Raw genomic sequence first — 15,192 nt, forward strand, 5'->3', positions numbered from 1 at the left:
TCTGTATAGTCCAAAGAAAGAACAAGATCAGTATACAGGTGTCATCGGCATGTTCGTTGGCTGCCATGTACTAATCGCAGACGGAGAAAAGCGTAAATTTCATTCTCCTAAGAAAAAATATCAATCATATAACCTTTTATGATTGCGTATCTCCGGAAGTTCAGAACAGTATATTCAAAACAGGTCGGGTGATAGATGAACAATTGAGAGATTCTCATTTGTACATTTGTCAGAGAGCAAGTTACTGATTTGAAGAAGGGAGAACACTTGAATGGCGAAAGACGATGTAATTGAAGTGGAAGGTACTGTAGCAGAAACTTTGCCAAACGCAATGTTCAAAGTTGAACTAGAGAATGGTCATACAGTTTTGGCTCATGTATCAGGAAAAATCCGTATGCACTTCATTCGCATTTTACCTGGAGACAAAGTTACGGTAGAATTATCTCCATATGACTTAACTCGTGGTAGAATTACGTACCGTTACAAATAAAGCAACTCCGGAAGAAGGAGGTTGGAAACACATGAAAGTGAGACCATCTGTTAAACCTATCTGTGAAAAATGTAAAGTGATTCGCAGAAAAGGAAAAGTAATGGTGATCTGTGAAAACCCAAAACATAAACAAAAACAAGGCTAATAACAAGGAGGTGCCCAAATCATGGCTCGTATTGCTGGTGTAGATATTCCACGTGATAAGCGTGTTGTCATTTCTTTAACATATGTTTTTGGAATTGGTCGTACGACTGCGCAACAAGTCCTTAAAGAAGCAGGTGTTTCTGAAGACACTCGCGTTCGCGATCTAACTGAAGACGAACTTGGTAAAATCCGTGATATCATTGACAAACTTAAAGTAGAAGGTGACCTTCGTCGTGAAGTTTCACTTAACATTAAGCGTCTAATTGAAATCGGAAGCTACCGCGGAATCCGTCATCGTAGAGGACTTCCTGTTCGTGGACAAAACACAAAAAACAACGCGCGTACTCGTAAAGGTCCGCGTCGTACTGTAGCTAACAAGAAAAAATAAGTAAAGGAGGTAGTTAAAGAATGGCTGCTGCTCGTAAACAAAATACGCGTAAACGTCGCGTGAAAAAGAATATTGAAGCTGGAATCGCTCATATTCGTTCCACTTTCAACAACACGATTGTAACGATTACTGATGTTCATGGAAACGCAATTTCTTGGTCAAGTGCTGGTGCATTAGGATTCAGAGGTTCTCGTAAATCTACTCCTTTCGCTGCACAAATGGCTGCTGAAACTGCTGCTAAAGGTTCTATCGAACATGGTCTTAAAACACTTGAAGTAACTGTTAAAGGTCCTGGTTCTGGTCGTGAAGCTGCAATTCGTGCGCTTCAAGCTGCTGGTCTTGAAGTTACTGCAATTAGAGACGTAACTCCAGTTCCTCATAACGGATGCCGTCCACCAAAACGTCGCCGCGTGTAATTTGTTTGTATAGATTTTGTGTCCCTGTCAATAATGGGTTATGATACAGTTATTTATGAGACGAATACACGACTCGTTGCCTGAGCACATACGGGACTAAACAATGAGGAATTTCGGATGGAATCTCATATGATTCTATTCGAGGTTTCGACGTTTTGAAGGAGGGTTTTATTAGATGATCGAAATTGAAAAACCAAAAATCGAAACGGTTGAAATCAGCGACGATGCCAAGTATGGCAAGTTTGTCGTAGAGCCACTTGAGCGTGGATATGGTACCACTTTAGGGAACTCCCTTCGTCGTATCCTTTTATCCTCACTTCCTGGTGCAGCTGTAACATCGATCCAGATAGATGGTGTCTTACACGAATTCTCAACGATCGAAGGCGTGGTTGAAGATGTTACAACGATTATCTTAAACATTAAAAAGCTTGCACTCAAAATCTACTCTGAAGAAGAGAAGACGCTTGAAATTGATGTACAAGATGAAGGTACTGTAACAGCTGCTGATATTACACACGACAGCGATATTGAAATCTTAAATCCAGATCTTCACATCGCAACTCTTGGCAAGAATGCGAGCTTCCGTGTTCGCTTAACTGCACAAAGAGGTCGCGGGTATAATCCTGCTGATGCAAACAAAAGAGACGATCAGCCAATCGGTGTGATTCCGATCGACTCAATCTATACACCTGTATCTCGTGTGACTTATCAAGTGGAGAACACCCGTGTTGGGCAAATCACAAACTATGATAAATTAACACTAGATGTATGGACTGATGGAAGCACAGGACCGAAAGAAGCGATCGCTCTAGGTTCTAAGATTTTAACTGAACACCTGAATATTTTCGTTGGGTTAACTGACGAAGCTCAGCATGCTGAAATCATGGTTGAGAAAGAAGAAGACCAAAAAGAAAAAGTGCTTGAAATGACAATTGAAGAGCTTGATCTTTCTGTTCGTTCTTACAACTGTTTGAAGCGTGCGGGTATTAACACTGTTCAAGAGCTTGCTAACAAGACAGAAGAGGATATGATGAAAGTTCGTAACCTTGGACGTAAATCTCTTGAAGAAGTGAAAGCGAAACTAGAAGAACTTGGACTGGGTCTTCGTAAAGACGATTGACTAGTTTCATTGTGAACTAGGATTTTCGTGTGTTTTTTATTCATACAGCATCTCTAATTAAGGAGGGGACATCACATGGCATACAGAAAGCTAGGACGCACTAGTGCACAACGTAAAGCAATGCTTCGTGACCTAACGACTGATTTGATCATCAACGAACGCATCGAAACAACTGAAACACGTGCGAAAGAACTTCGCTCTGTAGTTGAAAAAATGATCACTCTTGGCAAACGCGGAGATCTTCATGCTCGCCGTCAAGCTGCAGCTTACATTCGTAATGAAGTAGCTAACGCTGAAACAAACCAAGATGCACTTCAAAAATTATTCGCTGACGTTGCAACTCGCTACGAAGATCGCCAAGGTGGATACACTCGTATCATGAAGCTTGGACCTCGTCGCGGCGATGGCGCACCAATGGCTGTCATTGAATTAGTTTAATCACATATCGTGTATCTAAGAAAGGGCGGGACAGTTCATAACTGGATCTATGCCCTTTTTTAGGTACTACGGCTTTTTTTAGGAATAAGCAAAGAAGAGGTTGAGCTGAGAGGAGGTCCGGTAGAGATGGGGAAGACATTAATTGACGTAAAGGACATTGTATTTCGTTATCACAAGGATGCGGACAAGCCCGCTTTAGATCAAGTGTCACTGCATGTGAATCAAAATGAATGGCTCGCCATTGTTGGTCATAACGGTTCAGGTAAATCCACACTTGCCCGTGTGCTGAATGGGCTCATTTTACCGGATGCTGGTACGGTCAAGGTTGGAGAGATTGAGCTCAAAGAAGAAAGTGTCTGGGATATTCGCAAAAAGGTCGGAATGGTCTTTCAAAACCCAGATAACCAATTTGTGGGCTCAACGGTTCGTGATGATGTGGCTTTTGGTTTAGAAAATAACGGGGTTGAGCGGGAATTGATGATAGAACGTGTAGATTGGGCTGTCAAACAGGTCAATATGCAGGAGTTTCTTGATCAAGAGCCGCACCATCTATCAGGCGGGCAGAAGCAGAGAGTCGCTATTGCAGGTGTGCTTGCCGCAAGCCCTGACATCATGATCTTGGATGAAGCAACATCAATGCTTGATCCGATTGGCCGTGAAGAAGTGTTAGAGACTGTTAGACTACTGAAGGAACAAGGAACAGTCACAGTCATTTCCATCACACATGATTTAGACGAGGCTGCCAAGGCAGACCGAGTCATTGTGATGAATGGCGGGAAGAAATTTGCCGAGGGAACGCCAGAGGAAGTATTTGAACTAGATGAACAGCTGGTTCAGATTGGACTTGATCTGCCATTCTCCTATCGATTGAGCAAGCAATTGAAGCAGCAAGGTGTGCCGCTTGCAAATGCCCATTTGACACAAGAAGGATTGGTGAAAGAGCTATGGACATTACGATCAAAGAATTAGAGCATCGTTATCAAATGAAAACGCCGTTTGAGCGTCTCGCTTTGTATGATGTCAATGCTTCCATCAAAGAGGGCAGCTATGTCGCTGTCATTGGTCATACGGGCTCTGGCAAGTCTACATTGCTGCAACATTTAAATGGATTGCTCAAACCAACGAAGGGGAGCATTGCGCTTGGAGAGACAGTTTTACAAGCCAATAAAAAGCAGAAGGATATGAAACCCCTCCGGAAAAAGGTAGGCATCGTGTTTCAGTTTCCTGAGCATCAGCTCTTTGAGGAAACCATCCTCAAGGATATCTGCTTCGGCCCGATGAACTTCGGTGTTCCTCAAGAGAAAGCAGAAGCGAAGGCGAAGGAGATGCTGAAACTGGTGGGTCTTCCTGAATCCCTATTATCTCGATCTCCCTTTGAACTAAGCGGTGGTCAAATGAGACGTGTGGCGATTGCTGGCGTTTTAGCGATGGAGCCAGAAGTGCTTGTGCTTGATGAGCCGACTGCTGGACTGGATCCACGCGGGCGGAAGGAAATTATGGACATGTTCTATGACCTTCATCAAAAGGCAAACCTCACCACGATCCTAGTCACACACAGTATGGAGGACGCCGCTCATTATGCGGATCAAATGATTGTGATGCATAAAGGGACAGTGAAGGCGACAGGCACACCGAGAGAGTTGTTTGCCAATCGTACAGACATGTCTTCGTTTGGTCTCGACCTCCCGGAAACGATTAAATTCCAGCAGACTGTAGAAGAAAAGCTAGGTATTACGTTTCCTAGGCCGCTTCTGACCATGGATGAAATGGCAGAAGCCTTAACAGCTCTTTATCAGGAGGACACGACATCATGATGGATAGTATGATTATCGGCAAATATGTGCCAGGTTCATCCTTTGTCCATCGTCTTGATCCAAGGACAAAGCTGTTATCAATTTTCTTTTTTGTCTTTATTGTCTTTTTTGCTAATAATTACATCACTTACGGGCTTTTAGGTGTCTTTACCATTCTTGTGGTGATGGTTTCTCAGGTGCCGCTATACTTTATTCTCAAGGGAATGAAGCCGATCCTATGGATTGTCCTGTTTACCTTTATTCTGCATATTTTCATGACAAAGGATGGCGCCTTGCTATTCCACTTTGGTTTTCTGAAGATTTATGAAGAAGGTTTAAAGCAGGGGATCTTCATTTCACTCCGTTTTGTCTATCTCATTATGATGACGACACTTCTTACGTTAACCACAACGCCTATAGAAGTGACAGACGGAATGGAGAAACTGCTGCACCCATTCCGTAAAATCAAACTGCCTGTTCATGAGCTTGCTCTCATGATGTCCATCTCACTTCGGTTTATTCCGACTTTACTAGAAGAGACGGACAAAATCATGAAGGCACAAATGGCTCGAGGCGTTGATTTTACAAGCGGACCTTTAAAGGATCGCATGAAAGCCATCGTTCCTTTGCTTGTTCCCCTTTTCGTCAGTGCGTTTAAGCGTGCAGAGGAACTGGCGACAGCGATGGAAGCGAGAGGCTACCGCGGGGGAGAAGGACGGACGAAATACCGTCAGCTTGTCTGGGGTATGAAGGACACGTTCACGCTGCTTCTATTCATCCTGTTAACAGCGCTCCTTGTGCTGCTTAGAAATTAGGTGATTCCTAGATGAAGGTCAAATGTACTGTATCCTACGATGGGACACATTTTAAAGGCTATCAGGTGCAGCCAGGGCAGCGAACCGTACAGACGGAGATCGAGTCTGCCCTTGCAAGAATGCACAAACAGGATGAACTGATTCCGATTGTGGCTTCCGGCCGGACAGACAGCGGTGTTCATGCAAAGGGACAGGTCATCCATTTTGACACCCCGCTCTCGATTCCGATGGAGAGATGGCCTTTTGCTCTCAACAGCCTGCTGCCGGATGATATCCGTGTTTTAAAGGCTGAGGAGGTCGATGACTCGTTTCATGCCAGATTTGGTGTTGTTTCGAAGGAGTACCGTTATAAGGTCTCAACAGAAACACACCAAAATGTGTTCACGAGACAGTATGCCTGCCACTATCCTTACCGGCTGGATATCGATAAAATGAGAGAAGCCGCTGAGCACTTAATTGGGACACATGATTTTACAAGCTTTTGTGCGGCCAATACAGAGGTTCAGGACAAGGTGAGGGATATTTATGCCCTTGAGTGGAAAAACGTCTCAGACGGGCTTGAAATGCGTGTGAGAGGGAATGGTTTTTTATACAACATGGTAAGGATTATCGCTGGAACGTTGCTTGAAATCGGTTCTGGTAAATTTCACCCTGAGGAGATAAAAGCCATGCTTGCCGCCCGAAATCGCGAAGCGGCAGGCAAGACTGCGCCTAGTCACGGACTGTATTTATGGGAAGTTTTCTATGACAACTAAACCAGGTGTAACATGTTCTTGACACAGGAAGCAGAAAGTTATAAGATATCATATGGTATGTATTTCAACCCCACAAATAAGCCCCGGAAGACTTATCTGTGTTTTGAAATAGAACGTAGCATTTGATTCAAGGAAAATTCATTGATTTATTTAGGAGGGAAACTCATGCGTACAACACCAATGGCGAACGCAAGCACAATTGAGCGCAAATGGCTAGTTGTTGATGCGGCAGGCAAGACTCTAGGTCGTCTTTCTACTGAAGTAGCATCACTTTTGCGCGGTAAGCACAAACCAACTTATACACCACACGTTGATACAGGTGATCATGTCATCATCATCAATGCTGAGAAAATCGAATTAACTGGTAAGAAATTGACGGACAAAATTTACTACCGTCACACGATGCACCCAGGTGGTTTGAAACAAAGAACTGCTCTTGAGATGCGTACAAACTACCCTGAAAAAATGTTGGAGCTTGCTATCAAAGGTATGCTTCCAAAGGGTCCACTAGGTCGTCAAATGTTCAAAAAATTAAATGTGTACCGTGGTTCTGAGCATCCACATCAAGCACAACAACCTGAAGTTTACGAACTTCGCGGTTAATTATAAGGGAGGTTAACAATTTGGCACAGGTTCAATATTACGGTACAGGTCGTCGTAAAAGTTCTGTAGCGCGCGTTCGCTTAGTTCCAGGTGAAGGCCGTATCGTCGTTAATAATCGTGAAATTACTGAATACATTCCATTCGCTGCTTTAATCGAAGACGTGAAACAGCCTTTGAACATCACAGAAACAGCTAACAGCTACGATGTTCTTGTAAATGTTCACGGTGGTGGATTCTCTGGTCAAGCTGGAGCAATTCGTCACGGTATCTCTCGTGCTCTTCTAGAAGTAGATCCTGAGTACCGTACATCACTTAAACGTGCTGGACTTCTTACTCGTGACCCACGTATGAAAGAGCGTAAGAAATACGGTCTTAAAGGCGCACGTCGCGCACCTCAGTTCTCAAAACGTTAATTCTATTACGTTTCTCAAAGGCTCTCAAGCTTATGCTTGGGGGTCTTTTTTTAGGCTCTAAAATAATAGGACCACGAGAAATTTATTGCTGGTTATAACTCTATACCTTTGAAACTTTTGAGCGGTTTGATCTTTTAGAGTTTCTGTTACGTGTTTATAAATGTTCATAGTCATTGGATGCCTAATCGAGCCTGTACATCTTTAATGCCTGATCCCGCTTCAAATAAACTTATAATATGAAAATAGGTCATTACTACTATTGCCTCAGAGCGGTTGTATTTTCCGTAATCAGCAGAGACAAACTCCTCACTATTGAGAAAGCATTTATTCCATGGTTTGATGAGTTCTCGTGTAGCAAAACTCGCCAATTTTTGTTAGTCAATTTATGATGTATGGTAAGAGGAAAATAGGGAAAATAAAGTATTTTTGCTATATACTTTGCCTAAAGGTCTTTAATCACTTTTATTGACCACTATGTTGAACTGTAGATACGGTCTAGGAATATTTATTATTACGTATTACGTGACGTTATTAAATTATAGGTAGGTGCAATAGTGAGTTTAGTGAAAATAGAACCCATAAGTACACTTAATAATAGTCAGATAACTGAAATTTTTAAATGTGCTCCTCAAGGAGGTATGAGGCGCTCGCTTAAAACGAATACCTTAGTTTTAGTATCGGATCATACCAAAGCATTGTATGAAGACCGATGGGATGGAAATGTTTTTCATTATACTGGTATGGGAAGAACGGGAGATCAGACCTTGACATCTCAAAATAAAACTGTGGCTGAATCATTAAGTAATAAAGTGGAGATGCATTTGTTTGAAGTGTTTGAAGCGAAGAAATATGTGTATCGTGGGGTAGTGAAACTAGCTGATGAACCATATCAAGAAGAGCAGCTAGATGATAATGACCAACTGCGACAAGTATGGGTCTTCCCTCTTGTGTTGGCAGACGATCAAAAGATAATCATTCCAGATAAGTTGATAAAAATGAAACAAGTGTTGAGGGAAAAGAAGGTAAGAAAACTGGGTGAGAGCGTTTTAGAAAACAGAGCTAGAACCGCCAGAAGAAAAAGTAGTAAACGTAAGACTATCTCAACTACATATGAACGTGACCCATATGTTACAGAGTTTGCAAAACGCTGGGCAAAGGGAGTTTGTCAGTTATGTGATCAACCGGCCCCATATTTAAATATGAATGGGGAGCCTCATTTACATACCCATCATATTAAATGGCTATCACGTGGTGGAGATGATTCAATATACAACACTATTGCTCTTTGTCCTAATTGCCATGATAAAATGCATATTTTAGATTTGGAAGAGGACGTAAGAAAACTTCAAGAGAAAGTGTTAAAGTGCGTAGAAGTGGAAAAAATCAAAATTTGAACCAATTGGCACAGGTTAATTTTGATCACATTTTGACGCCAAATATACAGTACGACATTCTTTTTTTTTGCTGATGAAAAAATAGCCCGTTAAATTAGCGCGTCTCGCACTTCGTTAATCAATTTTATATTGTATGGACGTCTTACAAAGGTTTGTTACAGACAAACCAAATAAAAAAAGCATCAGCATCCTGCTAGTGCTTTTTTATTTGTGTTTTTTTCTGTTTGGAAACATATAAAATAGGATCATAGCGAGGTTTCTGTTTAAAAAACGAAGTCTATGGAGGGTGTCATATGAATCTAACAACAGAAAGGTGTATCATTCGATCATTTGCTGAGGATGATTGGCAGGATGTCTATGCATATACATCTGATCCGGCGGTAATGAAGTATATTCCGGAAGGTGTTTTTTCTAAAGAAAATGCGCAGGAATTTGTTAAAAATAATCGTCTTAAAACAGCTAAGAATTTTGCTGTTCTATTAAAAGTAGATCAGATATGCATCGGGCATATCGTGTTCCATCCAACCTTTGGTGAGCACACATATGAAATTGGCTGGGTCTTCATTTCTGCCTATCAAAACAAAGGCTATGCATCAGAAGCGGCTTATGCCGTTCTGCATCATGGTTTTCACACAATGAATTTACATCGAATCATTGCCACTTGTCAGCCTGAAAATGTGCCATCTTGGAGAGTGATGGAGAAAATGGGGATGAGGAGAGAGGGGGATTTTAAAAAATGTATACCACAAGGAAATGAGTGGTGGGATGAGTTTTACTATGCCATCTTACAAGAGGAATGGTTCGTGAAGAGGGCTTGATCAGTTTTCATGATATGAAGTATTTTGATGAAAAAGCAGCTGAACAAATCTTATATGAGAATGGTATTTTGGTAAGTGAAAACAGTCTTCCATCCATCATAGGAGGTGCTTTCATTGAATTTAAATCAATTGACATTGAGAGAAGCCGTGCAAGAAGACCTCGACAAAATCGTCTTCATGCTTTCAGATGATAAGTTAGGTCAAAAGAGAGAGCGTTACACTCGCCCATTATTAGAAAGCTATATCAAAGCCTTTCATTCAATCGATGCTGATCCAAATATTGAACTCATTGTTGCGTGTGACCAGGAAGAAGCAGTTGGTGTTCTTCAGTTAACCATGACGCCATTTCTTACACATCAAGGGGGATGGAGAGCATCCATTGAAGGAGTTCGTACGGCTTCGAGTCATAGAGGAAAAGGAGTCGGTTCGCTGCTTATCAAGTGGGCCATTCAACGCGCAAGCGACCGCGGCTGTCATATGATTCAGCTGACAACAGATAAACAGAGGCCAGAAGCACGCCATTTTTATGAGAAATTAGGGTTTGAAGCCACTCATGAAGGAATGAAGCTGCATTTGCCCCATGAATAAGGATATCAAGAAGCGGAGGATTCAAGAGCCTCTGCCTTTTTTACGCCTTTATTTGAAATATTTGTTATATTTAATATATAAATCCTCTGTTATTTGGAAAGGAGAAACATGTTACTCAAAGTCGGTCTAGTTGTCATAGGTGTGGTCATACTTTACGTGGTGGTTCAAGTCTTGTTGTATAAAAGAGATATGAAGAAAACGAAGGAAGATCTTTTGACATTTGTCGCAAAAAACAAAAAGGACGTTTCAGTGACAATCATTGAAAATGATGATGTGGTGTTAGAATGGAATGCTGATCAAAAAACACCGCTTGCAAGTACGGTGAAATTAGTTGTTTTATTTCATTTTGTTAAAGCTGTATCGAGCGGCGCCATTAAGCTAGAGGAAAAAGTGGCATTGTCTGATATAGAGCGTTTTTATATTGATAGAACAGACGGTGGTGCGCACGCGTACTGGCTGGAGGTCAATGATTTTTCTGAGCATGCGGCTTTATTAGATGTTGCCAAAGGGATGATGCAATTCAGTTCGAATGCTTGTACGGATTATTTGATTGACCGGCTGGGCTTAGAAAAGATCAATGATCAGATGAAACAAGTAGGTCTTACAGAACATGGTGAACTCATGCCGTTGACGCCGATGATTTTGTGGTCAGCTTATGTATCTAATCGTCGGCGGGATGCATTCAAGAAAATGAGCGGTGTATCCGAAGAACAATACAAATCTCTAATGAATGAGATTTTTAATATCATGAAAAATGACCCAGAGCATAAAAAGGCGTTAGAAGAAAAAATGAAAAAAAAGAACTTATTAGGGTGGCGTATACAATCATTACTGACGCAAAAAATGACAAAGTCTACAACCAATGAATATACATATTTTATGAAACGTCTTCATGACGAGCTGTTAACACCAGAAGAAAAGAGTCTTTTTAGCCAAATCGTACTGGGAGAAACATTGAAAAAGGAAACAGATCAATATTTTTGGTATAAAGGCGGAGCAACATTGTTTGTTTTCACAGGTGCTTTATATCGAAGAACAGATACATCCTTATCTCCATCTCTCTTTTTATCAATGATCCGAAAGCGAACAATTCTCATTGGATTGGGGAAGTATTCAACGAATTTATGCTTACTGCAGCAGTGGATCAAAACTTTCGACAACGATTGATTCAGGCTTTCACTACATAAACATCAAAAAACAGAGGGGCAAATCCCTCTGTTTTATTATTTCTGCATTGGAAACGCTTTATATACATCTTGGCGTTTCTCTTTTGACTTCACAACTCCATCAACCAGTTCCTTTTGCCAAACCGCTGTATCATCTTTGTACTTTTTAAAAGGGTGAGGGAGCTTTTTTTCTAGTTGTTTTCTTTTAAACGTGACGGACGGCTCGTCTTTAGAGCTCATGTTCAGTGTCACTTGCTCTACGTTATCAACAAGAATAAAAAGTGCGATGGCGTTGTATAAATACGTTTTTTCGATCGTGTCCTTTTGATCAAACCAGAAGGCGTCAAACTGTTCTTCTGTATAGCCGTCATTTTCTTTTACCCCATACGTGACGTTTAATGCTTTTCCATCGATGATTTCAAATTCACGAATTACGCCTCCAGGAAGATCTGATAAGATTTCACGAATGGCTGAATTGTCACCGAGATACGTGTTTTTGTGTTTTGAAAGTTGTTTTAAGGATATGTCTTCTATTCCTTTTATATCGCTCTTTTTCTCTGTGGCTTGACTGCTGCATGCAGATAGGACGACTGTTAATAGCAGCAGGATATATATCCATTTCTTCATTGATTTTGCCCCTTTATCATTCTTTCTATATGTAAATGTCTATTTTATCACAATTTTCCATTCCGATCGTTCACTGACCGTCATTTCCATTTACTGAACTGCATGTTTTGTTCAAACCAACGAACAATACAAAGAAAAAAGGAGTTCAGTCCATGGCAGAAGTACTTTCATTTTATCAATTGAAAACAAAACGAGATGTCACGCTTGAAAAGAAGCTTTTGCGTACATTGTCTCTTCAACAAGTAACGGCTGCTTCCGAGAAATTCACGAAGAAGCTATTTCCATTTGCAGATGATCCAGCCGGTATTATGAGTGATGGCTGCATCGATTTCGCCATTGAAGCTTTTTTAGCTGGCGGGAGATATGGTGAGTCGAGTAAATATGGCGAATCGTTCGACGATATCAAGAAGCGGTCCTCTCAGGAGGAAACTGAGCTGATTGAAGAGCTGGCAGGATGCTTGCAATCGTGGGGGAATATGTTCCGTATGGAGCGGAAGATGTCGTGTTTTTATCCATCTGCGAAAGAATTTTTAAGCATGTGGTGGCAGGAAGGCTTTCGTGAATCAGAAAAAAGACACAAGCTTCGGTTGCACTAAGCATATTTCCAGCCCTTGTCCCATATCTATAAAATAATGGTGTATGGGAGGGACAGGGATGAAAAGAAAGCTGAAGTGGACAGGGTTTTTAATTGGGTTTATTGTCCTCTTATTCTTATTCAGGTTTCAATTTCTAAATGATGATTCATGGAAATCGTGGAATTTGCCTCTAAGCGGGAAGATCATTTATTTAGATCCGGGTCACGGTGGTCCAGATGGCGGGGCTGTAGGAGGAGAGCTGCTTGAGAAAGAGATTGCGCTAGATGTATCCATGAAGATACGTGACTATTTGCAGGAGCAGGGAGCGCTTGTTCTCATGACCCGAGAGGATGATTCTGATTTATCATCAAAGAATACAAGGGGATATGCCCGGAAGAAAGCGGAGGATTTAAGGAACCGCGTCAAAGTCATCAATGAATCTGAAGCGGATCTCTATTTAAGCATTCATTTAAATGCGATACCATCTAACAAATGGAGCGGGGCTCAGACGTTTTTTTACGGAAAGTATGAAGAAAATGAAAAGGCAGCGAAGTTCATTCAAGATGAATTGCGCAGAAACCTTGAAAACACAGATCGAAAGGCGAAGCGGATCAACGGCATTTATTTAATGCAAAATGTCACAAAGCCAGGAGCTCTTGTGGAAATTGGATTTCTCTCCAATCCAAAAGAGGCTGGCCAGCTGGCAACACCTAAATATCAGGATCAAATTGCCGCCTCTATTTATAAAGGGATTTTAAGATATTTAACAGAGCAAAAAGAGCCGCCTGAATAAGGGGCTTTTTCCTTTTGATCGCAGGCAAACAGGACAGACATTGTAAGGATATGTATGATATACTTGGATTGTAAACGAATTCAATAAAGGGTGAGGTTCTGCTATGATCGGACAAGATGATGTGAGAAAACTAGTTGGGAAGATGGACGAACCTTTCCTTCATATACCGCTTGGTGAGCTGGATGCCATCAAGGAAATCAGCCTAAAGCCTGAGAAAGAGCATGTGAGCCTGAAGGTGGCTATTGCAAAAACAGGCACTGCTGAGCAGATGAAGCTGCAGCAAGACATCGTACAAACCTTGAAAGCAGCAGGCGCTAACACAGTAGGACTTCGTTTTGAGGAACTGCCTCAGGAAACACTTGAAAAGTTTATGCCATCACAAGAAGAGGAAGAAACCCTGCTTAACTCTAAAAACCCGCCTGAGTTCTTAGCGATTGCGAGTGGAAAGGGCGGCGTTGGTAAATCGACTGTTTCAGTTAACCTTGCTGTAGCACTGGCTCGTCTAGGGAAAAAAGTCGGGCTGATTGATGCTGATATTTATGGCTTTAGTGTACCGGATATGATGGGAATCACTGTCAGACCAACAGTTAAAGGGGAAAAAATTATTCCTGTGGAGCGCTTTGGAGTCAAAGTGATTTCAATGGGCTTTTTTGTTGAAGAAAATGCACCGGTTATTTGGAGAGGGCCGATGCTTGGAAAAATGTTAAATAACTTCTTCCACGAAGTTGAGTGGGGAGAATTAGACTACTTACTATTAGACCTTCCGCCTGGAACGGGAGATGTGGCGCTTGATATTCATACAATGCTGCCTAGCTGTAAAGAAATCATTGTTACTACACCGCATCCTACGGCTGCCTTCGTTGCAGCAAGAGCAGGCGCAATGGCACTGCAAACAGATCATGAAGTGCTCGGTGTCGTTGAGAATATGAGCTATTATGAAAGCAAAAAAACAGGTGAGAAGGAATACGTCTTTGGAAAAGGCGGCGGGGACAAGCTGGCTGAAGAGCTGCGTGTATCAGTCCTTGGCCAAATTCCTTTAAGACAGCCTGATTGGAATGAGGATGATTTCGCGCCTTCTGTCTATGATGCAAGTCATCCAACAGGAGAAGTGTATCAACACATTGCGAATAAAGTCATTGAACAATTAGCAGTGAAAGCATAATAAAAGCCCGAGTGGATCAATGCCACTCGGGTGATGTTTAACTGTCGCTTCCTTCGCTGCCTTGCGATCCGGAATCACTGCTGCTTTCAGATGCTGCCTTTTTGAGCTCATCTTCGAATTTCTTCTTATAAAGAGGGCTGCTTAATGTTTCCGTAATGACTTTTTCTAAGTGCTTTCTAAACTCTTTGCTTTTTACCAGTTCACCGTATTTCTTTTCCATCTCAGGATCCTTGAGAATATCCATCATCAGTTGTTGATAGTCAGGATCCTTCATTAACTGTTTTAACATCCTTTCATGCTGTTGCTGCATGGATTTTGCGAAAGTCTCGGCAAATTTAGAATCCTCAAAGACCTTCTTCCAGAACTCTTTGCCTTTATCAGAAGTCAGTGTTTTCTCTATCGTTTTTTTCACAGTTTGTTCATCCATTACCAAAGCTTCATTCATTGCCTCGTCATTTAATAACTGTTGAATGGCCTTTTTACCGTCATCTGTCTTTAATATATCGACGACCATTTTTTTTGTTTCGTCATAGTCCATATTAGATGAGGATTGGGTTTTGGGAGCACAAGCTGTTAGAGATAAAAGAAGAAAACAGCTCACTATACGCAAGATGCCTTTTGACATACTGTGGCTCCTTTCGTTACATGTCTTACTTTTAATATGAATGTTTCACGTAAATTTATACATAACAAA

At 41.5% G+C, this 15,192-nt stretch carries 21 protein-coding genes and 1 pseudogene; 20 read left to right on the forward strand and 2 right to left on the reverse strand.

Going from position 1 to position 15,192, the window contains the following annotated elements; genetic code table 11:
* Nucleotides 1–5 precede the first annotated feature (5 nt).
* The 17 genes and pseudogenes from MHI46_RS00850 (at nt 6) to MHI46_RS00930 (ending at nt 11,342) form a co-directional block, all read left to right on the forward strand.
* Nucleotides 6–294 (forward strand): annotated as a pseudogene (locus MHI46_RS00850) (RNA-binding protein).
* On the forward strand, nt 272–490 hold the full coding sequence (gene infA, locus MHI46_RS00855) for a translation initiation factor IF-1 (protein WP_003217190.1): 219 nt from the start codon (nt 272–274) through the stop codon (nt 488–490). The pseudogene MHI46_RS00850 and the gene infA overlap by 23 nt, the downstream one beginning before the upstream one ends.
* A gap of 31 nt (nt 491–521) precedes the next feature.
* On the forward strand, nt 522–635 hold the full coding sequence (gene rpmJ / locus MHI46_RS00860) for a 50S ribosomal protein L36 (protein WP_003156543.1): 114 nt from the start codon (nt 522–524) through the stop codon (nt 633–635).
* 21 nt (nt 636–656) lie between these two features.
* Nucleotides 657–1,022, forward strand: coding sequence for a 30S ribosomal protein S13 (gene rpsM, locus MHI46_RS00865; RefSeq protein ID WP_003217023.1), 366 nt, complete (start codon nt 657–659; stop codon nt 1,020–1,022).
* A gap of 20 nt (nt 1,023–1,042) precedes the next feature.
* Nucleotides 1,043–1,438 (forward strand): 30S ribosomal protein S11, encoded by a 396-nt coding sequence (rpsK, locus tag MHI46_RS00870; protein WP_003217231.1) that lies wholly within the window; start codon nt 1,043–1,045, stop codon nt 1,436–1,438.
* Between the two features lie 175 nt (nt 1,439–1,613).
* Nucleotides 1,614–2,558: a DNA-directed RNA polymerase subunit alpha gene (locus MHI46_RS00875; protein WP_003217009.1), complete on the forward strand. Its 945-nt coding sequence runs from the start codon at nt 1,614–1,616 to the stop codon at nt 2,556–2,558.
* Between the two features lie 75 nt (nt 2,559–2,633).
* Complete coding sequence (gene rplQ, locus MHI46_RS00880) at nt 2,634–2,996, forward strand: 50S ribosomal protein L17 (RefSeq protein ID WP_003216944.1); 363 nt, start codon at nt 2,634–2,636, stop codon at nt 2,994–2,996.
* Nucleotides 2,997–3,122: 126 nt separating this feature from the next.
* Complete coding sequence (locus MHI46_RS00885) at nt 3,123–3,965, forward strand: energy-coupling factor ABC transporter ATP-binding protein (RefSeq protein ID WP_008356549.1); 843 nt, start codon at nt 3,123–3,125, stop codon at nt 3,963–3,965.
* Nucleotides 3,941–4,810, forward strand: a complete 870-nt coding sequence (locus tag MHI46_RS00890; RefSeq protein WP_039175989.1) for an energy-coupling factor ABC transporter ATP-binding protein — start codon at nt 3,941–3,943, stop codon at nt 4,808–4,810. Before MHI46_RS00885 ends, MHI46_RS00890 begins: the two co-directional genes overlap by 25 nt.
* A complete protein-coding gene (locus MHI46_RS00895) occupies nt 4,807–5,604 on the forward strand; it encodes an energy-coupling factor transporter transmembrane protein EcfT (RefSeq protein WP_059375250.1) in 798 nt (265 codons plus the stop codon). The genes MHI46_RS00890 and MHI46_RS00895 overlap by 4 nt, the downstream gene beginning before the upstream one ends.
* Nucleotides 5,605–5,615: 11 nt before the next feature.
* Nucleotides 5,616–6,359 carry a tRNA pseudouridine(38-40) synthase TruA gene (gene truA, locus MHI46_RS00900; RefSeq protein ID WP_047203795.1) on the forward strand — a complete coding sequence of 248 codons (744 nt, stop codon included), beginning with the start codon at nt 5,616–5,618 and terminating at the stop codon, nt 6,357–6,359.
* 165 nt (nt 6,360–6,524) lie between these two features.
* On the forward strand, nt 6,525–6,962 hold the full coding sequence (gene rplM, locus MHI46_RS00905) for a 50S ribosomal protein L13 (protein WP_003217042.1): 438 nt from the start codon (nt 6,525–6,527) through the stop codon (nt 6,960–6,962).
* A 20-nt stretch (nt 6,963–6,982) separates the two neighbouring features.
* Nucleotides 6,983–7,375 (forward strand): 30S ribosomal protein S9, encoded by a 393-nt coding sequence (gene rpsI / locus MHI46_RS00910; protein WP_039175996.1) that lies wholly within the window; start codon nt 6,983–6,985, stop codon nt 7,373–7,375.
* A gap of 554 nt (nt 7,376–7,929) precedes the next feature.
* On the forward strand, nt 7,930–8,769 hold the full coding sequence (locus MHI46_RS00915) for an HNH endonuclease (RefSeq protein ID WP_260775182.1): 840 nt from the start codon (nt 7,930–7,932) through the stop codon (nt 8,767–8,769).
* A 293-nt stretch (nt 8,770–9,062) separates the two neighbouring features.
* Nucleotides 9,063–9,587 (forward strand): GNAT family N-acetyltransferase, encoded by a 525-nt coding sequence (locus MHI46_RS00920; RefSeq protein ID WP_260775184.1) that lies wholly within the window; start codon nt 9,063–9,065, stop codon nt 9,585–9,587.
* A 114-nt stretch (nt 9,588–9,701) separates the two neighbouring features.
* Nucleotides 9,702–10,175, forward strand: a complete 474-nt coding sequence (locus MHI46_RS00925) for a GNAT family N-acetyltransferase (RefSeq protein ID WP_081258467.1) — start codon at nt 9,702–9,704, stop codon at nt 10,173–10,175.
* A 108-nt stretch (nt 10,176–10,283) separates the two neighbouring features.
* Complete coding sequence (locus tag MHI46_RS00930) at nt 10,284–11,342, forward strand: serine hydrolase (RefSeq protein WP_342503046.1); 1,059 nt, start codon at nt 10,284–10,286, stop codon at nt 11,340–11,342.
* Nucleotides 11,343–11,398: 56 nt separating this feature from the next.
* Here the strand turns inward: MHI46_RS00930 and MHI46_RS00935 are convergent, their stop codons facing one another.
* Nucleotides 11,399–11,968: a DUF4825 domain-containing protein gene (locus MHI46_RS00935; RefSeq protein WP_260775187.1), complete on the reverse strand. Its 570-nt coding sequence runs from the start codon at nt 11,966–11,968 to the stop codon at nt 11,399–11,401.
* Between the two features lie 152 nt (nt 11,969–12,120).
* Between MHI46_RS00935 and MHI46_RS00940 the strand changes: the two genes are divergently transcribed.
* From MHI46_RS00940 to MHI46_RS00950, 3 genes are all read left to right on the forward strand, one after another.
* Entirely contained in the window at nt 12,121–12,564 is a 444-nt protein-coding gene (locus MHI46_RS00940) for a YbaK family protein (RefSeq protein ID WP_106025918.1), read from the forward strand.
* A 58-nt stretch (nt 12,565–12,622) separates the two neighbouring features.
* Nucleotides 12,623–13,336, forward strand: coding sequence for an N-acetylmuramoyl-L-alanine amidase CwlD (cwlD, locus tag MHI46_RS00945; RefSeq protein WP_034283867.1), 714 nt, complete (start codon nt 12,623–12,625; stop codon nt 13,334–13,336).
* A 103-nt stretch (nt 13,337–13,439) separates the two neighbouring features.
* Nucleotides 13,440–14,498, forward strand: coding sequence for a P-loop NTPase (locus MHI46_RS00950; RefSeq protein ID WP_260775190.1), 1,059 nt, complete (start codon nt 13,440–13,442; stop codon nt 14,496–14,498).
* A 37-nt stretch (nt 14,499–14,535) separates the two neighbouring features.
* On the opposite strand, the gene gerD is transcribed toward MHI46_RS00950, so the two are convergent.
* Complete coding sequence (gene gerD, locus MHI46_RS00955) at nt 14,536–15,123, reverse strand: spore germination lipoprotein GerD (RefSeq protein ID WP_039176014.1); 588 nt, start codon at nt 15,121–15,123, stop codon at nt 14,536–14,538.
* Between the last annotated feature and the right edge of the window lie 69 nt (nt 15,124–15,192).

It is taken from the genome of Bacillus sp. FSL K6-1000 (genome assembly GCF_038630785.1).
GTDB lineage: Bacteria > Bacillota > Bacilli > Bacillales > Bacillaceae > Bacillus > Bacillus safensis.